The organism is uncultured Microbulbifer sp. (assembly GCF_947498635.1).
Classification (GTDB): Bacteria; Pseudomonadota; Gammaproteobacteria; order Pseudomonadales; family Cellvibrionaceae; genus Microbulbifer; species Microbulbifer echini.
Window position 1 is genome coordinate 25,417 of the sequence record NZ_CANMKV010000022.1, and the last position, 21,968, is coordinate 47,384.

Genomic DNA, 21,968 nt, shown 5'->3' on the forward strand with positions numbered 1-21,968 from the left:
TGCCGCGGCTTTTTTGTACTTAGAATTCGTAGCGTATTCCCATACGGGCGCTCCAAAGGGAAGCCGCTGTAAAGCGGGTTTGACCAGCTGGATCGTTGAATTCGTTAAATACAAATCGGCCCTGCTCATCAATGTTCGCATCTACAGCAGCCTGGAAGCGTGGGAAGGCACCCTCGTACATTACTCCCCAATCGTCGTTTAGCAGGTTGCCAAGGTTCTCGATGACAAAGAAAGCATTGAGTCTGTCGTCGGCGCGCCAGCCTGGTAGCTCCTGGTCAACACGCAGGTCGAATTTGGTCCACCAATTGCTGCTGAGGGAGTTGCGCTCCATAGTGCCGCTATCTAGGTCTTCAGAATCGATCCATGCGAAAAATGCGTCGGTATCGAAGTCTTCCCCAAAGACAACATTGGCATCGTCTAAATCTGTCGGAACATAGAGCAGGCCACGCCCTCGTCCCCCATCACCAAAGATATAATTGGAGAAGGTGTAGGAATAGGGAACGCCTTCATTTGCACTACCGAAGAGCGTAAAGCGAGTTTTATACCCAGCTAGAAACTCGCGGGCATAGTCCAACTTCAGTGTAAAACGGTGTGGCACCACGTAGTTGGAAGTCGCCGTACCTGGGTCTTGAGCGTCTACCGTGGCGATAGTGGTGTAGTTAGAATAGGCCACTGAACTGGTCATGGGGTTCACGTCTTTAGCATCGGTATAGGCGTATCCCACCGCTACATCCAGACCGAAGTCGAAAGACTTACTGAGCCCCAATGAGATAACACTGGAGTAACCGGAATCACCCTTAACATTGGTGAGCATGTAGTCCCCCCTGCGGCCATTAGCGTTGGCGTAAACCGGGCGGCCATCGGCTGCGGCACTAGCCTGCTCTAAAGATAGGTCTTGAATTATGGCTGCATCTTTATAGTCGCTGTAGAGATAGTCTACAGTGACTAGATAACCAGATTCAAACTCATAGCTCCCCCCAAGTGCATATTTCCAAACGGATGGAACCTCAAAGTCTGGGTCCATCATGTTTACGCCACCTAAAGAGCCGTCTCCACTAGCAACTTGATTGTAGAGGGACTGTGGTACGTCGAAAATTGGAGTGCCGTTACCAGTCCAATCCATATCAAACAAAGGAGTGCCGCTGGTATCAGTGGCTTCAATTTGTATAACGCCGTTATTGGAGTAATTGTTGGAAATCCACACATTCGGATTGCCACCTGAGTAGAGGCCAACCCCACCGTGCAGCTCAAGGTTATCATCGACATTCCAGTTCAAGCCCAGTCGGGGTTGCAGTAGGCCGAGACCGTCTATGGTGTGCTGATTGGAGAAGTTATAAGCTGCTGTAAAATCTGTATTGGCTACAGGCTCGTCATCGCTGCTGTAACGATCGTAGCGTAGGCCGGCGACGACGGTGAGGTCGACGTCGGCAAAAGTGTACTCATCCTGCACGTAGAGAGTGTCGATATCGTATGCAAATTCAGCGGCGGCATCCAAGATATTGTTGGTACCAATAGCATTCTCATAAATAATTAAGTCGGCAACGCCTTGCTCAAAATTTTCAATACTACTAAAGCGATATTCACCAGCGGCTTCCTGAATAAACAGATTGTAAATATCGAAATTTTCGTGCTCGTAGCCGGCAGTTAGGTTGTGCTCACCCAAAAGCAGTTTGCCCGCGAGTTTAAAGGTCAGGTTATCGTAGCTCAACTTGTTGGCGTGACGGGAGTCATCTGCACCGAGATAAACAGTAGCACCTGTGTCACTGCCATCGTTGTCGTGATCGTAGGAAGTGCTGATTTGCACTTCACCAAAATCAGTCCCTTCCAGCGAAATCTGATGGTTATCCAGCTCGGAATAACCAATCTTTATTTCAGTAGAGAAGATGTCACTCCAGTCTGAAAATAACTGCACGACGTAGGAGTTCAGCTCTGCCCCGCGCTCATAGTAATGATTGGACAGTTCCAGCTCATCGGGATCGCCATCGGCCTCGGCAATAGAAAAACCATCGTTGTAGTTGTAAGTAAATGCGGCGCGATGGTTTTCAGAAATATTCCAGTCGAACTTGACTAGCAGTTTCTCATCTTCTTCCGGAAGGCTGTTGGGTAAGCTGCCCGGATTGTAACCGTAGACCTCGTTGGAAATTCGTACAATTTCGTCCAATTGAGCCTGGGATACGCCCTGGACTTCAGTAGCGGCATTGCTACCAACTGGGCCCCGGTCAAAAGTAGCGATACCATCGAGTTTCTCATAGGCTGCAAAAAAGAAAAGCTTATCCTCGATAATGGCGCCGCCAAGGGTTGCGTTGTAACGCTTTTCATCAAACTTGGCTACGTTGATGTCCTCTCCTTCTAGCGAGTCCCCGCGAAAAGCATCATCGGTATAATCATAGAAAAAAGAACCGTGCCACTCATTGCTGCCGGACTTGGTCACTGCATTGATATTACAGGCGCTGAAGCCACCATACTGTACGTCAAATGGTGCCAGCTCGACGGCTACCTGATCGATAGCGTCATAGGAGAATGGCATACGTTCAGTTGGATAGCCGTTACTATTCAAACCAAAGTTGTCATTCATACGCACGCCGTCAACAGTCAGGCTATTGAAGCGAGGGTTGGCTCCCGCACATTGGATGGAATCGTAATTGGCTTCATCGATATAAATTCGCGGGTCCAAGCGCAACAAATCCTTGATATCGCGGTTGATGGCGGGGGCGCTCGCAAGGTCATCGCTATTGAAATGTGATGCCGGGCCCATTGCTTGGCGGGAGGTATTGATAGCTCGACCGAGAACATTGACCTCTTCAATATTGGCGGTATCCAGAGATACTATTAGAGGCAGGCTATCACCCAAAGAGAGGTAGATATCTTCAAAGGTACGATCCCCTTGATCGGATTCTATGATGACGGTGTAGGGCCCGCCGGCACGTAAGCCGCTCAGGTTGAATTGACCGGACTCTCCAACTTCTGTTACCCGCCGACTGTTGGAGGGCGTATGTACCACCGTAATTTGCGCTGCATGGATAACTTCGCCAGAACTACCGGTAATGGCACCGCGAATGGCGGCGGCCGTTTCCTGAGCGAGGGAAACCGGGGTCGCACTAATCGATGAGAGAATAGCAGCAGATAACCACACGCGTGGAAATAGAGATGGTTTCATAGCTTGGTCCTGGTCTTAAAAAAGCCAACAACGTAACTTTGAGAGTACTGGTGGTATTAGTTTCCGAGACACTTTCCCAAATCTCGGTCAGAGTGCTTTTTAGCAGATGAAATTGAAGAGTTGATGAACGATTTGTTACATTTTTTGAGCGATACACCCAAGGAGTTTATGAAAGGTGATTTGTCACAAATTCTCACTAGAGTTAGTGGTTAAATTTCTATAACAGGTGGCTGAAATGAATAAGTCGCAAGCAATCATTCGGTTGATTTTTGTTCTGATAGGATGCTTCAGTGTACTTAAGGCCTATGCCTGGGGCGATGATGGTCATCGAGTAATCGGTGAAATCGCCTGGCACTACTTAAGTCCTGACGTAGCAAAAGAAGTGGGACTTCTTCTTGAAGAGGTGGGGGAACCTCACTTGGCCGAGTCGGCAACCTGGGCAGATCGCATTCGCTCAAATGCGCAATATGACTGGGCTGCGCCCATGCACTATATCAACCTTTCTCGCGGGTGGCGTAGCTATGAGGCCGCGCGAGATTGCCCACCAGCGGGATGTATCCTCAATGCCATCCAACAGTTTGCCGCAGTTCTCGCGGATCGCAGCCGCCCGGAAAGCGCGCGGGCAGAGGCTTTAATGTTTGTTGCACATTTTGTTGGCGACCTGCATCAGCCACTTCATACTGGCCTTTATTCAGACCGGGGAGGTAATGATGTACAGGTTCAGTTTTTTGGTGAAGAAACAAATCTACATGCCCTTTGGGATATCCAGCTCGTCTCTCGTGTAGTGGCTGATTGGCAGGACTATGCCCAGCGGCAAACGGAAATAATCCGCCCAGGAGAACGTCAACTATGGCAGTCCACTACAGTGGAAGAGTGGGCGCGGGAGTCCCACCAGATTGCTCACAACCTGGCTTATACCAATGAAATTCAACTGGGGGAAAAGTATTTCCTTCGCAGTCAGGACTCTGTGGAAATACGCTTACAACAAGGTGGCGTCCGCCTCGCAGCCGTCTTGAATAAAGCTTTGCGAAAAAGAGGGCTTAATCTAGCGGATAACGAATGTAAGCCAGGAAGTTGCTAATGACCTCTCCAGTGCCCCTGGTAATCATATTAGTCCTTGGAGGCCTTACTTGTTATATCCGAGCTATTTATGGGAGCTCAACCCGTACCACAGGCATCAGCAAAGCCCTTGAATTGGTGCGGTAGTCATTGTTTTCGGATTTTATGTCGAAAGATGGCCATAAAATGCTCAGGATATTTGGTAGTCTGTGGTGAATGTCGTCCATGCAATTGTCCCTGAACTGTTTTAATATACAGTTTTTATTGTTTTGTACTGCTTTCAATATCAGAATTCAAAAAAGGCTTCTTCTATTTCTAGTGAAAATGAGCTAATCCACTGACTTTTAAGGGATTGCCAATATTATCAAAAGCAGAAAAATCATGTAGATATAGAGCAGCTGCTGTATATCTATTTATAGAATATCATGCCATTGACTCTAACCGTTGATATTGGACGATTTTTGAGGTCGGCTTGGCTAGGTGGGACAGAAATATATAGAAGAATGATGTAAAGACGCCTCTTTTGAATTAACTGTTATGAGTATTAGTGAAAGTTATGGATTGGCCCAGTGACGTAGACTGCTATCAGGCAATGGCGAAGTTCGCCTCCTATTACATGCAAGCTGAACAGCAGGAAAAATGGTTAAGCATCATCGCTGACGGCCTTGAAACTGGAGCCTTCCCTCCAGGTAAAGGTTTTTTATATGAGATTGATAAGGCGATTAAGTCTTCTCCAAAATCAAGCATGCCAAATCGAGAGGATTTATATCAACTCATTTGTACAGTATGCATTTAAAAATTCATAACAAGTGACTATGGTTGTTCGTCAAGTTGTTAAGCCATACTTTCATCCCAGTAGGTGTTATTTTTTACCATCGTATTCAGGATCGTAATCTGCTTTCTCATGCAGGCAATCAGAGCGATTTTTTTAGGTTTGCCAGCGTCGACTAATCGCTTATACATTGGCTTTAGTTTGGGATGATGTTGTATGGCCGACATGATGGAAACAAATAGAACCGTACGTACACGATGCCTTCCGCCTCGAATATATCTCTTTCCCTGGAAGCTGCCGCTATCACGGTTCATTGGGGCGACACCTACAAGTGCAGCGATTTCTTTACGGTTCAATTTTCCGAGCTCAGGAAGTTCACTCATCAGCGTATAAGCCAATACATTTCCGACTCCTTTAGCGCTCAACAATAGGTCGCGCCTTTGCCGCCACTCAGACACACTGTTAACAAGTTTATCCAGTTTTTTGTCGATACTTTGTAACTCTTTTTTAATGGTGCTTAAAATGGTCTGGATAGGTTTGTGTACTGATTTAGGCATCCGCTGAAGCCGATTTTTTTGCATTGTGCTCATCTCTAAGTACTGGCTTCTTACAGTAAGTAAGTCACTGATCTCCCTAAGTTTTTCTGTTTTTAGCGTCGACAGCCTTGGTTTCATGGCCTCACCAAAATGTGCAATATCCATTGCATCTAGCTTGTCAGTTTTGGCGAGGCGACCTGCGGATTTAGCGAAGCTTCTTATCTGCGAAGGATTGCAAACAACAATAGGTAATCCTGCTTTGTCGGCGGCGCAAACAAACTGTAACTCGAGTCTTCCCGTAGACTCTATTAATACTCTTTGAGGTTTAAGAGGTTGTAGTTGTTTAATGGCATCCTTAATGCCATTTTTATCATTGGCAACACTAAAAAACTGGCCAGTAGGTCTCACATAAATATCGAGTTGTTTACTGCTGGTATCGATACCGACATTGATCTCTTGAGGTTCCATAAGATAAGCTATCTCCGCCTTGCTATTCGGGCTCGAGGCCCACATGACTATTCGAGTTATGCCTAGTGAGTGTCTGTCACGTTCCTACTTGTTAACGGTCTTTATAAACCGGCGCAGCAACGAACTGTGACAAACAAGGCCTTCGGTGGCCGCCGAAGGTGGGTCTCAATTTACCCGTTAACGAAAATGATTTTCAACATCAGAATCGGTCAAGAACAACCATACAAGCCGCAGCAATTGCCCCTTGGTCGCCCGGACACCCAAAACGTTGTCGTGAAACCAATACAGCCATACACAACAACTCGCCTATTGGTTGGTACATTTCTTCTCGCAGTCGAATGCCTTAAAGGTGGCCTCAAAGAAATTGGGGCTACCGGTTTATTCAAACCTAAGCCGATACTGCATTTAGAAGCTAAAGAAATGTCTGAGGGCGGCCTATCTGAGGTTGAGCAGCGGTGTCTAGGTGAAATGGCGTATGCAGCGGGAGCACGCAAGGTTGAATTTTTATGAATCTTAACCTATAGCAGGTGACTATAGTTACCCATCAAGCTTTAAGCCATATTTTCATTCCAGTAGGTGTTTTTTTTCATCATAATATTCAGGATGCTAAGTTGCATTCTCATGCAGGTAATGAGAGCGACTTTTTTAGGTTTACCAGCGTCGACTAATCGCTTACACATCGGCTTTAATTTGAGATGATGTTGTAAGCCTACATGATGAAAAAAACAGAACTGTGCGTACGCGATGCCGCCCACCACGAATAATAGCTTGCTTTGGAATCTGCCGCTATCAGGATTCATTGGGGAGATTTGATCCTACCCACAAAAGACGGACACTCTCTTAAGCGATAAACTACGCAGCAGAGGTGCCCTATGACACGATCTGATCCTATCCACCAACGACGGACACTCTCTAAAGCGATAAACCACGCAGCAGAGGTGCTCTATGATAAGACCAAGTAAATCAACCAAAACTGCTCGTAAAAAATACTCTGAGAAATATAGAAAAGATGCCCTAGTACTGACGACCTTAAAAAAGACCGCTGATTACTTTGCAAAGAGCCTGAAATGCGGTACGCCTTCATACAAAAGCACAGGCAAGAGTTCACATCAAAGCGGTGGCTGAGGTGTTGAGCAGATCTCGCAGAGGGCTTTGCAACCGGGTGTCAAGATCGGTCGGCCAATCCAAGCTCCAGCAGCGCTTTATAGCCAGTAAAGAAGGTAGTGGCGCCCCTCGCCTGACGAAGGAGTTGACCAGTGAAGGTAATAAATATAAACAAAAAACAATTACTGCCAGTATGCGTCGACAGGGCCTGCGAGCCAAAGCAGCTAAGAGATATAAAGCCACAATCTACTCAAAACATGGCCTGCCAGTGGCTCTAAATCTGCTCGAGCAGAACTTCAATGCTGAAGCGCCGAGTCAGAAATGGGTCGGGGATATCACCTACTTACGAACAGAAGAGGGTTTATCCAACCCATCAACGATATCTAACAACACTGAACGTTAGATATTTAATAGGAACCCGCTGAGAAATTTATATTAGATAAAATCAATACTAATAAAAAATATCTGTTTAGTCTCTGTTAACTGGTACCCAAAAAGTTGATAAACAGGATTACAAATAGACTGGTTGGTTCCGCTGGTTGTCTTAACTGCCAGCCTGTTTAACAATACTTAAAGTTTAAGTACACAGCGCCAACCTCAGGTTTAAGCACCTGAGAAATATTAACAATAATGTAGTAGGTGTACATACATGGAACCGGTAAGACCTCGCCGGAGCGTAAGGCTCCTCTGTGCCCCCTTGTTTTTTGCCGTGATGATAAGTGGGTGCTCGGACCTCCCTGAAGAGAGTGCCGAAAATCGCTTGGCTTTGACTCAGCGAGCCCTTTCATTAACCCCTACAGATCCTGAAATTGCTGAAATTTATGGACGTACCTGTCGTAGTTGTCACAGTACTGGTGCCAGTGCCGCGCCTTTAACTGGGGATATTGCAACCTGGGAGCCACGTCTGGATAAGGGGATGGATGTGCTGGTAGATAACGCAATCAATGGCTTTCAGGGGATGCCGCCTCTGGGACTTTGCTTTGAGTGTTCACCTGAACAGTTTGAACAGTTGATTGCCTTTATGGCCACTGCGGAGTAGGGGATTATGCATCAGTCACGTCGTCGTTTTATTGCCACTATCGCTGCAGGTTCCACCGCTCTCGCCGCAGCCCCAGTTTCGTCTATTGCCCGTACTCTGGTACAAGCCGCCGAGCCAATAAAACGCAAGGGTATCCATTGGCGCAACTGGTCCGGTTCTCAAGTGTGTTTGCCCAGTGAGCGCCTCGCGCCAAAAACAATAGCTGAATTACAACAACGCGTAGCCGACTCCAAAGGCACTATTAGAGCCGTAGGTGCTGGGCACTCCTTTACGCCTCTAGTACCCACGGATGACACGATCATCTCGCTTGGGCGTATTAGCGGAGTGCTGGATCACAGTAAAGAAACAGCCGAGGCCACGATTTACGCTGGCACTCGTATCGCAGACCTAGGGCAACCACTAGAGGATATTGGGCAAGCGTTAATTAACCAACCGGACATCGACGAGCAGACTCTGGGCGGTTGTTTAGCGACGGCCACTCATGGAACAGGGGCCGGTCTGGGTTGTATGTCTAGTTATGTGACTGGCCTAGAGTTGGTGACAGCGGGTGGCGATACACTTTGGTGTGATATGCAACAAAACTCTGAAGTATTCTCTGCGGCAAAGGTTTCCCTCGGGAGCCTGGGGCTGATGACCAAGGTACGTATGCAAAATCAGCCAAGCTATCGACTTCGCAGAGAGTCCTGGGTGGCACCTCTACAAGAGGTGCTTGAGCAGGCAGAATCTTTGGCTGATTCGAACCGAAATTTTGAGTTCTACTACATTCCATTTTCCAGTATGTGCATGGCGGACTCCCATCAACTGACGGATGAAGAGATTTTTTCAACCGAGCGGGAAGATACCAACGAAGCGGTAATGACCCTTAAAACAGTGCGAGATTGGCTCGGCTGGTCCCCGAAACTTCGACAATTTGCCTTGAAATCCGCTATAGAGGATATCGAAAAGGAAGTGGTTGTGGAGTCCTCCTGGCGAAACTATGCCAGTGAACGCAATGTACGCTTTAATGAAATGGAATATCACCTGCCTCGGGAAGCGGGGCTGGCCGCTTTTGCAGAGTTACGACGAGCCATCGAAGAGAACAACCTAAACGTGTTCTTCCCGATCGAAGTTCGTTTTGTAAAGGGGGACGATATTTGGTTGAGTCCTTTCTACCAGCAGGACTCTGTTTCAATCGCGGTGCACCGCTATTTTGAGGAAGATTATCAGCCCCTGTTTCAGGCATTGGAACCGATTATGCGTAAGTATGGTGGCAGACCACACTGGGGCAAGCTCAATACGTTGGGCAAAATGGATTTCGCAAAACTCTATCCCCGCTGGCAGGACTATCTAGAGGTTAGGCGTTCACTCGACCCGATGGGGAAGTTCTTGAACCCCTACCTGAAAAAGCTCACTGGCTGATCTTTATGCGGCGAGCCGCGGTACCTTTGAGCAGTTGGATGGCTATTCGGCAAATACTTGGTGGGACTAGAGGGGAGCACTGTGGATAGAGGGCGGCGAAAATTTATACTGGGTGGCACAGCCTTGGCTGCTGCAGCGTCACTGCCACTATTAAGGCCCGAGCCCATGGGGCAGGGGGGGCATGATGATTATTTTGCGGGCGTCTCCAGGGCATTGCATTCGGCGGGAATATCGGGCCCCACGATGGTAGTCGATTTAAGGCGACTAAAGGCCAATGCTGGGGTACTTTCGCGGCACTTACAGGGGCATTACGATTACCGTATCGTAGCCAAGTCCCTTCCTGCCCTGGGCTTGCTAGAGACTGTAGCCAAACAAACTGGCACCCAGCGAATTATGGTGTTTCACCTGCCTTTCTTGCAGCAGTTGGCACAATCACAACCCGAGGCGGATATCCTCTTAGGTAAGCCTTTCCCGATCGCCGCTGCTGAGAGCTTTTACAAGAGCTTACCTTCAAGTGGTTTTGATCCCGCATCTCAACTTCAGTGGCTTATTGACAGCCCGCGCCGCTTGCAGCAGTACGCAGAGCTGGCCAATGGCCTGGGGCAAAGGCTGCGTATCAACATCGAATTGGATGTAGGATTACACAGAGGCGGAATAGGTGATGCGCAAAGCCTTACTAAAATGCTCAATATTATTCAGGGAGAATCCCAGCTTCAGCTGTCAGGCTTTATGGGGTATGACGCCCATGCGGCTAAAATGCCGGGAATTCTGGGGGGGCCAGAGAAGGCGATTGATCGCGGTCTCGACATATACTCGCAGCGATTAGCGCAAGCCCGGCAGTTGTTGGGGGAGCATTTTCCCGAGAACCCGACATTGAATGGGGCCGGTAGCCCTACTTACCAGTTGTATAAAGGTCGAGCTGGCAGGGCTCCCTGTAATGAACTAGCGGCAGGATCATGCTTGGTTAAGCCCCTAGACTTTGATATTCCTACCCTAGAAGATCATGTAGCAGCAGCATTCATTGCAAGCCCAGTTTTAAAGAAGCTTCCCCATACGCAGATTCCCGGTTTGGAGGGGATGACTACAGTCATGCGTTGGCTGAACCCCAATCGAGCCCAAACATACTTCGTCTCTGGTGGGTATTGGAAGGCTCGACCAGAATCCCCAAAAGGTCTCTCGATTAATCCAATCTATGGGCGCTCCACTAATCAGGAAATGTTGAATGCGTCCAGTAAAGTTACTCTTGCAGAAGATGACTGGGTTTTCTTTCGCCCTACTCAGAGTGAATCAGTCTTTCTTCAGTTCGGGGATATTGCTGTGTATGACCAGGGCGAAATCGTGGAGCGCTGGCCGGTGTTCAGCAACACCTGAATCAATGGCGGATTATGTAATTTAAGGCGTAAAGCGCCATCGTATATTTGGCCACATAAGAAATATAAGTGTTCACAAGAATAATTATTGGAGGCTGGTGTGATCTTTGAAGCAATCCTGGTGTTAAATTGTATTTGGTTCTTAATGGGATTTAATGTGTTCTCATTGCGCGGTAGGGTATTTGCCAAATTGCTAGTCCCCAGAGAGCAAAGGGATACCCCCGTCTTTGGTATATTGGCTGAATCGGGCAAGTTTCTAGGAGGGTTTAACTTTTCTCTGGCGTTGCTCAACATTTTACTGCTAATTAACCACGCCTCTTTCTCTAGTGATATACAAAGAGCTGTTCTGCTTTTTACTTTTTCGGTTACACATGGCTCGCAGTTTATTTATAACTTGCCTGTTGCACTTAAGAATCGCAGTGGTGGTGGAGCTTGGAAAGTAAGGGGCGTTATGAGGTTTATTTTTGTGATGGACTTTGCAATGATGATGATTAACCTGTTAGCGGCTCTTTGGTATTGGTTGTAGTGAGGGCTTCAGCGGCAGAGGTATTATCTGCCGCAATTGAATTCTTATAGGTGGACTTTTGGGGTTGTGTGGTTTTAAGTGGCTGCTGAACACCCTCAAGCCTGATGGGTAGGCTGCCCCCTGTTAAGATTCCTTATCATTTATATCAACGCACTACAATATTACCCGTCCAAATAGAACCTTGGGGGTAAGGGGCCTGAATCTGGTGATTAAACTTACAGATGTTCCCGCTCAGCAGATGTCGGCTATAACGGATTTTATCCTTACTATAGCTGCAGTGATAATCCTGATTTATTTATGTCGTCCTGAGCTTCAACCACGATGGAAAAGAAATTCCTGGATTTTTTTCTATGGTTTGTTAGTTGTTGTTTCCTTTTTGGCTGGCTTGATACATGGGCTGCAGATTCCTGAAAACATCGAAGTTTTCTTATGGTATATACTTTTGTTCCTGTTGGGCGCTTTTCTGGCATCTTTTGTCGTCGCAGTTATGAATGATCTTTTAGGTGAGAGTTTGTCAAAAAAAGGGTTGCCCTATATTTGTCTGGCGAGCTTGATATTTTTTTGGGTAGCGGCGACTAGAGTCAATGGCTTTGTTGTGTTTGTTACTTGCCAGATTCTTATAATGATTCCTGTTATCATTGGTTATTCCTGGCTGGGATTGGCTAATAAGCTGAGAGGCTCCTGGTATATGGTTCTGGGTGCCATTGTTTCCGTAATTTCCGGGATTTTTCAGCTGAGTGCTGAAGAGGAAATTGTTTATGTTTGGGTGCTTGGTCATAATAGTTTTTATCATTTGGTGCAGGCGGTGGGAGTATTGTTCTTTTTTGTAGGTGTTGCCAAATCCTTTCAAATTAAAGAGCGATCGTGATTCTTTGTGTGGTCTATTGGGAATTTGAAATCTGCCCATTAACTATATATGAGGGGGCTTCATGTGGTTTTATCTATGGTGCTTGTCCGCCTTCAAGGTTTGTCATTTATAAGGCTTTAAACTTCTAGAGAAGGCGACTAATGGGTATTAGGAACAATTCGTACGACTATGGCTCTATTGCCAAGTGGCTGCATTGGAGTGTCGCATTATTATTCCTGGGATCTTATATCAGTGTCTATTACCGCCAATGGTTTACACAAGAAGAGACGCCGGAAAACTGGATTGCCCTACAGCTTCACTTGTCTATTGGCGTAACGATTGGAGCGCTTGTGCTGTTGCGAATATTCTGGCGTCTCACGAACCCCACCCCCAGATTGGAGCCAGGCTCAAGGTTAGAGCACATTGCCACCCATACAGGCCATTTTCTGCTGTATGTCGTCATGATATTGTCACCACTAACCGGATATCTGGGGACTGGGGTGAATACTGAATATTTTTTTCTTTTTGAAATCCCTCAGTTTGCAGATACGTCATTTTTTACGAATATTATGCAGAATACAATGGGGATGACCTTTAAGCAATTTGAAGAACCTATCGATTTTATACATAAGGAAGTTCTGGGAGAATGGCTTGTTTGGTTGCTTATTCTCGGGCATGCCCTGGCGGCTCTTTATCATCACTTTATAAAGAAAGATCGAACACTGGTTAGAATGACTACCGGTAACAAGTGAAACGCAGGCTTTTTTTGAGGCCGTCAACTTACCAATAATTACAATGGTCCTGTTATGGCGTTGCTTACTAAGAACCATAGGCCCAGGATTCTCTGCTTGACCTTTGATAATGTCGGTGAGGCTAGAAAAGTGTTTCTTAGGGAATCTGCTGTACCCAACTGGGAAGCCCCTGAAATCACTATTGGATTTCCTCAATTATTACGGCTATTGGAACGCCTGAAAATACACGCGACCTTTTTTGTAGAAGGTTGGAGTGCTCTGCATTATGGGAAACTGATTCAGAATATTTATAATGACGGCCATGAAATTGGCCTGCATGGGTGGATTCATGAAGGCTTTTCTAGCTTGGATCAACGTGCAGCTCGCCAGTACATCCATGATGGTTTAAAGGCCCTGCAATTACGCGGTATACAGCCTTTTGGCTTTCGGGCTCCCGGCGGCCAGGTAGGGCAATTTACCCGGCAGATTCTCGTTGATGATGGTTTCATTTATGACTCTAGTATAGAGACCTCCCTACCGAAAAGCATTCCCAGCGACGTGAAAGGATTTTCTGGAGATGAGATCCAGCAGCTGGAAAGTGGCTTGATCTGTATTTCCTGGCAGTGGTTCATGGTGGATGCCATTCACTACAACCTTGCTAGCAATGGTTTACGCAACCCAAAAGCATTATCAGATTTCTGGTGCCAAGTGATCAGGAAGGTAGCGAAAGGTAATGGATTAATAACCTTGATCTGCCATGCACATGTAACGGGCATTAACCCGGAACGTATGTCCGCACTTGAGAGAGTATTAAAGCTGGCTTTAGCATTAGATTTCGACATTGTCCCGGCGATTGATGTATGTGCACGTTTCGGAGATCTTTCCAGGTAAATCTGAATACCAACTTTACTGGCTCGCTTGAATCAAGATCACTTTGTTAGGGTTAACTTCGCTGAAATGGTAGAATTTGATGCCAAGTTGGCATGGAGGTTTACTTCCCAGTTTTCTAAGCTTCAGTTGGTCATAACTGCAGCCAACACTTTGTGCTCGGGCAGTTTGGGCGCTCACCGAAGTCGTTATCCGACTGGTTGCTTTAAGCCAGTTCCCGAGTGGTATTTATGCAAAGCTGTTTTCGTGTTTTTTCGTGGGTCTTATGGTCCAGTTCCCTCGCATTATTGGCAGGCTGTGATCCTCCCAGAGAGTTTCAACGAATAGCAGAAACAGAGTTGTACCTGTTGCCGTTCACCCCCAGTTCCGTAGATTCACTCTAATCAGCTCGCAGCATTGATTAGCGGGCGGTTATCTTCACTGTGTTTAGGTAATGCGAGAGATATTACGGTTGTGAGAAGTAGCAAGCCAGTGGACGCCAGTAGGCAGGCTTGAAGGCCGGCCGTTTGAAATATCCAACCCGATAGCAAAGTTCCGGCAAGGCGCCCCATGGCGTTGGCCATATAGTAAAAGCCCACATCCATCGAAACCCCGTCTTCTCTGGCATAAGAGACAATTAGGTAGCTATGCACAGAGGAATTGACGGCAAATAAGATAGCAAAAAATAGTAAGCCCACTAATAAGCTGATCTCTGTGTGGGTACCGGTGTGTAGGGCAAGGGCAATCAGTAATGGGATCAGGCTCAAAGCGGCACCCCAGAGTAGGGCTGTTCGACCATCTGGAACTGCAGGGGAGAAACTTGCAGTGATTTTAGGTGCAAAGGCTTGCACAGCCCCATAGCCGATTATCCAGCTGGCCAAGAAGGCACCTACCTGCCAGTGGCTCCAATGAAACTGGCTTGCTAGAAAAATGGGTAGAGCGATCACAAACCATACATCGCGCGCGGCAAAGAGGAATAGTCTTGCCGCGGCAAGGACATTTACAGCCCGACTTTTAGAGAACACATCCCTAAAACGGGATTTAGCCTTGGATCTGCCCAGATCCCGCTGAAGAAACCTCATACTTAATAGCAATACCAGTGCGAGACCCGCTGCCATTAATAATGCTGCCCCGCGAAAGCCCAGCAGTGCCAGCAGGGCTCCCCCGAGGAAAAAGCCAATGCCTTTAAGCGCATTCTTAGAGCCAGTGAGCAGGGCTACCCAGCGATATAACGCCCCCTGGGCACAGGGAGGCAGCAACAGTTTGATCGAGCTTTTTGCGCTCATTTTGTTCAAGTCTTTGGCAATGCCGGAGAGCCCCTGAGCGGCCATAACCCAAGGAACATTGAGATGACTCGAAGGAACCAGGAGCATGGCCAGCGCGGTAATCTGCAATGTTAGGCCAATATTCATGGTGTGATTGAGCCCCACGCGTGCTCCCAGCCATCCTCCCACCAGATTGGTAATAACCCCGAAAATTTCATAGAACAGAAAAAGCAGGGCGATTTCCATTGGGGTATACCCCAAAGTATGAAAATGCAGTAACACCAGCATACGCAGTGCGCCGTCGGTGAGGGTGAAAGACCAATAGTTTCCAGTTACCAGTAAATATTGGCGCACAGAGGGGGGGAGGGAGGAGAGGAACGGCATTGATTCGGGCTCTTACTACTTGGGCTCAATTTGGCCTGGAAGCCAGGCCAGTTTTACAAGGGATCAAATGATCTTCAATCTATTGACCCTCGGTGCCAACCATACGGGCTAGTTCCGCGGTGCGGTTTGCATAGCCCCATTCGTTGTCATACCAAGTGTAAATTTTGACCTGGGTGCCATTAATCACCATGGTGGAGAGGGCATCGACAATACTGGAGCGCGGGTCGGTTTTATAATCCACGGAAACCAAAGGGCGCTCCTCAAAGCCGAGAATATTTTTCAGCGCACCTTCGGCTGCGGTTTTAAGCAGCCTGTTGACCTCTTCAACTGTCGTCTCACGTTCAAGCTCGAATACACAATCGGTTAGTGAGGCGTTGGCTAGCGGAACCCGCACGGCGTGGCCATTCAGTCTGCCGCTCAGCTCTGGGAAAATTGCGGTAATGGCGGTGGCCGAACCCGTAGTCGTGGGAATCAAGCTGGCTCCACAGGCCCTGGCACGACGCAGATCTGCATGGGGCGCATCGAGAATCGTCTGAGTATTGGTGATGTCGTGAATTGTGGTTATAGAGCCATGCTTGATGCCCAGCTTTTCATGAATCACCTTAACCACTGGAGCAATGCAGTTGGTCGTACAGGATGCAGCGGTAACAATTCGATGTTTTGCCGGGTCATAAATATGCTGATTCACTCCCAGAACAATATTCGGCACCCCAGCTTCTTTCACCGGAGCTGATACCAGTACACGTTTTACTCCCTGTTTCAGATACCCCTCCAGCAAGGCACGTGTCTTCATCTTTCCCGAGGCTTCGATGACAAGATCACAGGCGCTCCAATCCGTATCGGCAATGGCCAGGTTGTGGCTGCAGCGCACCTGTCGTCCATCAATAGTGATCATGTCCCCGCTAGCCTCGGCATTGTGCTGCCAGCGCCCATGCACCGAGTCGAAATTCAGTAGGTGAGCAAGTGTCGGAGCATCCCCAGCGGGATCGTTGACATGGACGAACTCGATTTCTGGCCAGTCCCAGGCCGCGCGTAGCACCAGACGCCCGATTCGACCAAATCCATTGATTCCGACTTTGATAGCCATTTTGTCTCTCCCGAGTAATTCGCATATATGAAAAAACACATATATGAAGATAAATTTTTACTGTAAAAGCGCCTATCGCCACGGGGCCGTTGAGGTCTTGAGTTGCTCAACAGCACAGTGTGGCACGTAGCGGCCTATCGCCCATCTGGATCAGGTTGCGTAGATCCGCCTCAATAAAGTGCCGGTTTGCCTGCAAAGTTTCCTGAAGAATTGATTTCGCCCACCCCTCTAATGCAGGGTTGATACGGTAGAAAACCCACTGACCCTGACGTCGGTCCTGTAATAAATCGGCCCCGCGGAGTAAGGCCAGGTGTCTGGAGATCTTTGGCTGGCTCAAATCCATAGCTGCGGTTAGCTCGCACACACAAAGCTCACCCTCATGAACGATCAAGAGCAGTGTGCGCAAGCGCGTGTCGTCCGCCAGGCATTTATAAAATTGTACAGGGTTCAAGGTTTCCCTCAGATTCGAGTTATGCCACTTTTGCGGCTTTGCTGTAGATCAACACCAATAGCTTGATCCGGGTACTGAGCTCTAATACTGTTTTGTAAAAGGGCCTGAAACAATGGCGACTGGCTGGATCTTTAAAATCCCAAGAGGCTAACTTTCCATGCCCAGGGGAGGACACATATTCTTTGTGGCTCTTGTCGCATAAAGTAATAACCAGGTCAAAATACCGATTAGAGACTTCTTTTAAGCTTTTGGAGTAGAGACCACTTATTGGGATGCCGCAGCGTCGCAGCGCCCTAATAGCTCGAACATCCACTGGAGCAGGGTCAGTGCCGGCACTGCATACCTCGAAAAACGCTCCCCCGTAGTAGCGCAATAGTGCCTCAGCAATGAGTGAACGGGCTGAATTCCCCGAGCAGACAAACAGAATGCGCCTTTTCATGGGGCTGCTCCATTCGGCTTTGGCTGCATTATATATGGAAAATCGCATATTCAAAGGATTAAAAAAACCGGGCACAGGTCCCGGTTATTCACAAACGATTAGAGCTTAAATTCTGCCCAGACCGGCGCGTGGTCTGAGGGGCGCTCCATGGCGCGGATATCGTAATCTACGCCGGTGGCGACACAGCGTTCCAGAAGTGGATTGGTCGCCATGATGAGGTCGATTCGCAGTCCGCGCCGAGGGTCGCGGTCGAAACCCTTGCTGCGATAGTCAAACCAACTAAATACATCATCGGTTTCAGGGTGCATGGCACGGAAGGTGTCCACCAAGCCCCAGGCCTCAATTTTCTGCAGCCACTCACGCTCTTCTGGCAGGAAGCTGCACTTGCCGTCGCGAAGCCAGCGCTTGCGGTTGGGTTCGCCAATACCGATATCCTGGTCGCTCGGGGAAATGTTCATATCGCCAATAACCAGTACCGGAGCATCGGGTTCGCAGGTGGTTTGCAGATAGGTATCCAAGTCTGCGTAGTACTTTTCTTTTGCTGGGAACTTCACCGGATGCTCCCTACTTTCCCCCTGCGGGAAGTAGCCGTTGATCACGGTAAGTGGTTTGGGACCGCCAATATCAAACTTCCCCATCACCATACGGCGCTGGGCACTGTCGTCATCAGTAGGGAAGCCATATTCACGATCAATAAAAGGCAGGCGTGATAGGAGTGCGACTCCGTAGTGTGTTTTTTGCCCAAAAAAGATCAGTTCATACCCCAGGTCCCTGATGGCATCTACCGGGAAATCCTCATCGGTGACCTTGGTTTCCTGTAAACCGATAATATCGGGTTGGTGGCTATCCACCAGGGCCTGCATTTGGTGCAGGCGAGTGCGGATGCTGTTGACGTTAAAGGAAACGACTTTCATTTCTTCCCCCAAATAAAAAAGGTCGGGGAAGCCCGACCTAACTGTTGGTGCGTGCACCGGGCGCGCATCGCGCACCCGGAGAACGGCTAATTTAGAAGTTGGCGACTTGTGGCGGTGCCTTGCTGGTTTTGTTGGCCAGTCCGATAAAGTCCGCCATTATATAGCCGGCTTCGTTCAAAATTGGATCTTTTTCCAGTTTGATCTCTACCGGGCCGCCGATAGTAGCGACTTCTTCTGACTCACTTTCTTCATAAGCCTCGAAATCCTTATAGGGTTCCAGGCCTTTGGCACTGCGGCGTCGGTTTTCCATGGAAAGCAGGCGCTGATTTACATTTTCTCGTTCCTGCTCACGCATTACTTCATTCAGAGATAGGTGCTTCCTATCGGCGCGTTCGCTCTCAAATTGAAACTGATCGCGCAGGAAGATGAAGTCGGGGTCTGATGCCGTGCGCTTGTTGTGCTTGGTGATCAGGTTCGGGATCAGCGTTTTCAAGTTGAAGTATTTTGCGTGGGGTACCGCGTGGATACGATCCCAGGGCAGGGCCGTATCGTAGGCACTCTCACCAACACTCTCCGCATTGATCAGTTGCGGCATGGGGATATCCGGTTTAACACCCGCGTGTTGTGTGCTGTCTCCCGATACGCGGTAGAACTTGGACTGGGTGATTTTCAGCTGACCCTCCTTGAGGGGAGCCATGGTCTGCACGGTGCCTTTACCAAAGGATTGGTTGCCCACCACTAGGCCGCGGTTGTAGTCCTGAATAGCACCGGCAAAAATCTCTGAAGCAGATGCGGATAAACGGTTGATCAGCACCATCAGCGGACCGCGATACATCGCACGAGAGCGGGAGCGATTATGCCGTGAGATCTGCTCATTCGCATGGCGAATTTGTACTACCGGACCCTGGTCGATAAACAGGTCGGTAAGCATGGTGGCCTCTTGTAGCGAGCCGCCACCATTGTTACGCAGATCGAGAATGATGCCGTCGACCTTCTCTTCTTTCAGTTCACTGAGCAGCCTGGCCACATCGCGGGTGGTGCTTTTGTAGTTGGGGTCGCGACGGCGGTAGGCATCGAAGTCTATATAGAAGGTGGGTAGATTGATTACGCCAATCTTGTAGCTCTTCTTACCGTCAGAGAACTCAAAAACAGCTTTCTTGGCGGCCTGATCCTCCAGCTTAACTTTACTGCGTTTGATGAGGATGGTCTTGTGGGTACCGTCACCGCCAGTGGGGATAGTCTCCAGGCGGACGAAGGTGCCTGCCTTGCCGCGGATTAAATCCACCACATCATCGAGACGCCAGCCGACGACGTCGACCATTTCTCCCTTCTGATCCTGACCCACGCCCACGATCTTGTCGTTGGGCTTGATCTTGCCGGTGCGGTCAGCTGGACCACCGGCCACTAGGCGGGCAACCTTGGTGTACTCCTCATCCCCCTGTAACACAGCACCGATGCCTTCGAGAGACAACGACATGCTCATGTTGAAATTTTCCAGGGAGCGGGGGGACAGGTAGTTACTGTGTGGATCGTAGAGGCGTGTCAGCGAGTTCATATAGAGCTCGAATACGTCATTGCTGTTTTGCTGCTCCAGACGCTTTTGTTGGCCTTTGTAGCGTCGTTCCAGCAGATCGCGTATCTCTTCATCGGTCTTACCGGTGAGGCGCAGATTGAGGACGCTGCTTTTCAGGCGCTTGCGCCACAAGTCATCGGCGGCGCTGATGGAAGAGGGCCACTGGCTCTCCTCGCGGTCCAGCTCCAGAGACTCGTCCCGCTCGAAATCAAAGGCTGGTAGGCCTTTCTCCAGCTGGGAGAGGATATTGTCCAGGCGATCACTCATGCGCAGGCGGAAACGGTTGTAAATCTCAAAGCCCGCTTTGACCTCCCCGGCACGCAACTGGTCATCCATGGTGGTCTTCCACTCACGGAACTCGTTAATGTCGGAGGAGAGGAAGTAACTCCTGGTGGGGTCTAGAGCATCGATGTACTCATCCCACAGGTCTTCAGACATTTCGTCCCCGACCTTGATTTTGTTGTAGTGCAGCATTTCAAGCTTGCCGACGATCTCTCTGGCTGTACTGCCCTGATCCTTTTCGGGAACCAAGGGTTCGGTCTCAGCCATAGAGGTGGTGGAAAGCAAGCCAATGACCAAGAAGCCGGAAAATAGTGCGGCGATCCGATTGGTAAGCATAGGGAGTCTCTTTATACGTCCTACTTCATAGGCCACCAGCCTTTATGGCTTGGCGACCTATAGCTTAGGACAAGTATAAAGGCTGAAAGCTCCGAAGGGCATGAAATACCTCCAATCAGAGATGGATCTTTCCCGCTTTGGGGACATTTAGCAAAATATATTTCCCTGATCTCCACCTTATACGGCATTTCATCTCAATTTCAGGCGACAGATATGTTTGGTCACCATCGCTTTTGGCGCTCTCAACCTAATGTTGACTATGAGGTCTGCGTTTAGTTTGCAGGCAATGTGATGAAAATTAACACAGGGGAAAAAGTGATCGAATGGTTATGGGGAGAGCATAAACATGACAGGTATTCGCCGATTTTCCATATTTTCTCGCAAATGATCCCTACCAATAGATGGATTGGGGGTCTGATCCTGAGCGATACCCACTGAATTTGGGAGTCGTGACCACTTTTGCACATCTAATGAGGTAAGTGATCAGAGATTGGCCAAGCGAAGTCTCTCAGGCTGTTTTCATTCCATAGGCTTTTGTTACTAACCAAGCGAGATCGATGCAATAAGCCACTTCGACTGAACTCCGATTACTACAAATTAGGAGCATCAGTATGAAAGTCGACTTTGCAACTACCAGATCTCAACAACTTTATGAGATGGCTGATTTGGCTGTAATTGGTATAAGCCCTTTCAATAGTTATTTTTCTGAGGGACAAATAACCCGACTTGCTCAGTGGGCACATAGTCACTTTAAAAGGGTGATGTTCTTCATTCCGGATGGGGCGGCTGAATATACTCAGCGGGCACTTGGATATGAGGAGAGAAAAGCTAAAAAGAGAGCGCGGCGTCAATGTACTTACCTGCACAACAAAGTCTATCGCGTGGTGGCTTCTGGATCGATAGAAAGTGAGTTAGTGGATTCGGTGTGGTTGGAACAGTCTGAATCCTATTCAAGTACTTACTGTGAGGTGGAACAGAAGTTTAATTCGGATGAAAGTTTCCGCGCGGGTTGTTTAGAAACTAGTCGGTGGGTACTGGAGCACCACTCAGCGAAAGGCCAAGTAACCATTGATATGATGCTTATGGCTGTTCGATATCTTCTAGCCGAGCTACCAGTGATTCTGCACTCGGCAGACATAGTTGGAAGTGAGTCCGCATGCTTCTGTTATCACAGCTGTCCCAAATTTCTAAATGACTTATTTAGGGAAGGGGATGAAGAGGTTATGGGGAGGCGTAGTGGTTATGTGATTGTGAAAAATGATGATGAGTTTTCTTAATCGCGCGTAACGTCATTCCCCCTACTCAAGGTGGACTATTTAAGCTGTCTAAACCTAACACGATACATCAAAAAAAACCTTTAACT

Annotated in this window: 20 protein-coding genes and 1 pseudogene; 12 read left to right on the forward strand and 9 right to left on the reverse strand. The window is 48.3% G+C overall.

The genetic code is table 11. The annotated features are described in order from the left end of the window. Positions 1–19: 19 nt before the first annotated feature. Positions 20–3,157 carry a TonB-dependent receptor gene (locus Q1A69_RS12560; RefSeq protein WP_299585790.1) on the reverse strand — a complete coding sequence of 1,046 codons (3,138 nt, stop codon included), beginning with the start codon at positions 3,155–3,157 and terminating at the stop codon, positions 20–22. A gap of 235 nt (positions 3,158–3,392) precedes the next feature. Here Q1A69_RS12560 and Q1A69_RS12565 point away from each other — a divergent pair, with 235 nt between their 5' ends. After that, positions 3,393–4,238 (forward strand): S1/P1 nuclease, encoded by an 846-nt coding sequence (locus Q1A69_RS12565; RefSeq protein WP_299585791.1) that lies wholly within the window; start codon positions 3,393–3,395, stop codon positions 4,236–4,238. A gap of 525 nt (positions 4,239–4,763) precedes the next feature. Continuing rightward, entirely contained in the window at positions 4,764–5,012 is a 249-nt protein-coding gene (locus Q1A69_RS12570) for a hypothetical protein (RefSeq protein ID WP_299585793.1), read from the forward strand. A gap of 38 nt (positions 5,013–5,050) precedes the next feature. Here the strand turns inward: Q1A69_RS12570 and Q1A69_RS12575 are convergent, their stop codons facing one another. After that, on the reverse strand, positions 5,051–5,992 hold the full coding sequence (locus tag Q1A69_RS12575; RefSeq protein WP_299585795.1) for an IS110 family transposase: 942 nt from the start codon (positions 5,990–5,992) through the stop codon (positions 5,051–5,053). 126 nt (positions 5,993–6,118) lie between these two features. On the opposite strand from Q1A69_RS12575, the gene Q1A69_RS12580 reads away from it, so the two are divergent. Further along, positions 6,119–6,502, forward strand: coding sequence for a hypothetical protein (locus Q1A69_RS12580; RefSeq protein WP_299585797.1), 384 nt, complete (start codon positions 6,119–6,121; stop codon positions 6,500–6,502). 41 nt (positions 6,503–6,543) lie between these two features. Here the strand turns inward: Q1A69_RS12580 and Q1A69_RS12585 are convergent. Beyond that, a pseudogene (locus tag Q1A69_RS12585) lies at positions 6,544–6,660 on the reverse strand (IS110 family transposase); the annotation flags it as partial. Between the two features lie 494 nt (positions 6,661–7,154). Between Q1A69_RS12585 and Q1A69_RS12590 the strand changes: the two are divergent. From Q1A69_RS12590 to Q1A69_RS12625, 8 genes are all read left to right on the forward strand, one after another. Further along, positions 7,155–7,499, forward strand: coding sequence for a hypothetical protein (locus tag Q1A69_RS12590; RefSeq protein ID WP_299585799.1), 345 nt, complete (start codon positions 7,155–7,157; stop codon positions 7,497–7,499). Between the two features lie 246 nt (positions 7,500–7,745). Next, positions 7,746–8,135 carry a c-type cytochrome gene (locus Q1A69_RS12595; protein ID WP_299585801.1) on the forward strand — a complete coding sequence of 130 codons (390 nt, stop codon included), beginning with the start codon at positions 7,746–7,748 and terminating at the stop codon, positions 8,133–8,135. 6 nt (positions 8,136–8,141) lie between these two features. Beyond that, the gene (locus tag Q1A69_RS12600; RefSeq protein ID WP_299585803.1) at positions 8,142–9,533 is read left to right on the forward strand and encodes a D-arabinono-1,4-lactone oxidase; all 1,392 of its coding nucleotides are present in this window, start codon (positions 8,142–8,144) and stop codon (positions 9,531–9,533) included. Positions 9,534–9,614: 81 nt separating this feature from the next. Next, a complete protein-coding gene (locus Q1A69_RS12605) occupies positions 9,615–10,904 on the forward strand; it encodes a DSD1 family PLP-dependent enzyme (protein ID WP_299585805.1) in 1,290 nt (429 codons plus the stop codon). A gap of 99 nt (positions 10,905–11,003) precedes the next feature. Further along, complete coding sequence (locus tag Q1A69_RS12610; RefSeq protein WP_299585807.1) at positions 11,004–11,429, forward strand: hypothetical protein; 426 nt, start codon at positions 11,004–11,006, stop codon at positions 11,427–11,429. Between the two features lie 205 nt (positions 11,430–11,634). Then, positions 11,635–12,297 (forward strand): hypothetical protein, encoded by a 663-nt coding sequence (locus Q1A69_RS12615; RefSeq protein ID WP_299585809.1) that lies wholly within the window; start codon positions 11,635–11,637, stop codon positions 12,295–12,297. A gap of 140 nt (positions 12,298–12,437) precedes the next feature. Next, on the forward strand, positions 12,438–13,028 hold the full coding sequence (locus Q1A69_RS12620; protein WP_299585811.1) for a cytochrome b: 591 nt from the start codon (positions 12,438–12,440) through the stop codon (positions 13,026–13,028). Positions 13,029–13,124: 96 nt separating this feature from the next. Beyond that, positions 13,125–13,898, forward strand: a complete 774-nt coding sequence (locus tag Q1A69_RS12625; RefSeq protein ID WP_366525580.1) for a polysaccharide deacetylase family protein — start codon at positions 13,125–13,127, stop codon at positions 13,896–13,898. Positions 13,899–14,278: 380 nt separating this feature from the next. On the opposite strand, the gene arsJ is transcribed toward Q1A69_RS12625, so the two are convergent. The 6 genes from arsJ to Q1A69_RS12655 all read right to left on the reverse strand — a co-directional run bounded on the left by arsJ (position 14,279) and on the right by Q1A69_RS12655 (position 20,605). Beyond that, positions 14,279–15,523, reverse strand: a complete 1,245-nt coding sequence (arsJ, locus tag Q1A69_RS12630) for an organoarsenical effux MFS transporter ArsJ (RefSeq protein ID WP_299585815.1) — start codon at positions 15,521–15,523, stop codon at positions 14,279–14,281. 79 nt (positions 15,524–15,602) lie between these two features. Continuing rightward, positions 15,603–16,610 (reverse strand): ArsJ-associated glyceraldehyde-3-phosphate dehydrogenase, encoded by a 1,008-nt coding sequence (locus Q1A69_RS12635; protein WP_299585817.1) that lies wholly within the window; start codon positions 16,608–16,610, stop codon positions 15,603–15,605. 106 nt (positions 16,611–16,716) lie between these two features. Next, positions 16,717–17,061: a metalloregulator ArsR/SmtB family transcription factor gene (locus Q1A69_RS12640; RefSeq protein WP_299585819.1), complete on the reverse strand. Its 345-nt coding sequence runs from the start codon at positions 17,059–17,061 to the stop codon at positions 16,717–16,719. Positions 17,062–17,080: 19 nt separating this feature from the next. Beyond that, a complete protein-coding gene (locus Q1A69_RS12645) occupies positions 17,081–17,500 on the reverse strand; it encodes an arsenate reductase ArsC (protein WP_299585821.1) in 420 nt (139 codons plus the stop codon). Positions 17,501–17,598: 98 nt separating this feature from the next. After that, positions 17,599–18,414 (reverse strand): exodeoxyribonuclease III, encoded by an 816-nt coding sequence (xthA, locus tag Q1A69_RS12650; RefSeq protein WP_299585823.1) that lies wholly within the window; start codon positions 18,412–18,414, stop codon positions 17,599–17,601. Between the two features lie 91 nt (positions 18,415–18,505). Then, on the reverse strand, positions 18,506–20,605 hold the full coding sequence (locus tag Q1A69_RS12655) for a carboxy terminal-processing peptidase (protein ID WP_299585825.1): 2,100 nt from the start codon (positions 20,603–20,605) through the stop codon (positions 18,506–18,508). Positions 20,606–21,216: 611 nt separating this feature from the next. Here Q1A69_RS12655 and Q1A69_RS12660 point away from each other — a divergent pair. Then, on the forward strand, positions 21,217–21,882 hold the full coding sequence (locus Q1A69_RS12660) for a tRNA-dependent cyclodipeptide synthase (protein ID WP_299585827.1): 666 nt from the start codon (positions 21,217–21,219) through the stop codon (positions 21,880–21,882). Positions 21,883–21,968 lie beyond the last annotated feature (86 nt).

Coding starts and splice junctions, on each gene's coding strand:
- Q1A69_RS12560 (WP_299585790.1), bottom strand. CDS start 3,157: ATGAAACCATCTCTATTTCCACGCGTGTGGTTATCTGCTGCTATTCTC.
- Q1A69_RS12565 (WP_299585791.1), top strand. CDS start 3,393: ATGAATAAGTCGCAAGCAATCATTCGGTTGATTTTTGTTCTGATAGGA.
- Q1A69_RS12575 (WP_299585795.1), bottom strand. CDS start 5,992: ATGGAACCTCAAGAGATCAATGTCGGTATCGATACCAGCAGTAAACAA.
- Q1A69_RS12595 (WP_299585801.1), top strand. CDS start 7,746: ATGGAACCGGTAAGACCTCGCCGGAGCGTAAGGCTCCTCTGTGCCCCC.
- Q1A69_RS12600 (WP_299585803.1), top strand. CDS start 8,142: ATGCATCAGTCACGTCGTCGTTTTATTGCCACTATCGCTGCAGGTTCC.
- Q1A69_RS12620 (WP_299585811.1), top strand. CDS start 12,438: ATGGGTATTAGGAACAATTCGTACGACTATGGCTCTATTGCCAAGTGG.
- arsJ (WP_299585815.1), bottom strand. CDS start 15,523: ATGCCGTTCCTCTCCTCCCTCCCCCCCTCTGTGCGCCAATATTTACTG.
- Q1A69_RS12635 (WP_299585817.1), bottom strand. CDS start 16,610: ATGGCTATCAAAGTCGGAATCAATGGATTTGGTCGAATCGGGCGTCTG.
- Q1A69_RS12645 (WP_299585821.1), bottom strand. CDS start 17,500: ATGAAAAGGCGCATTCTGTTTGTCTGCTCGGGGAATTCAGCCCGTTCA.
- xthA (WP_299585823.1), bottom strand. CDS start 18,414: ATGAAAGTCGTTTCCTTTAACGTCAACAGCATCCGCACTCGCCTGCAC.
- Q1A69_RS12655 (WP_299585825.1), bottom strand. CDS start 20,605: ATGCTTACCAATCGGATCGCCGCACTATTTTCCGGCTTCTTGGTCATT.
- Q1A69_RS12660 (WP_299585827.1), top strand. CDS start 21,217: ATGAAAGTCGACTTTGCAACTACCAGATCTCAACAACTTTATGAGATG.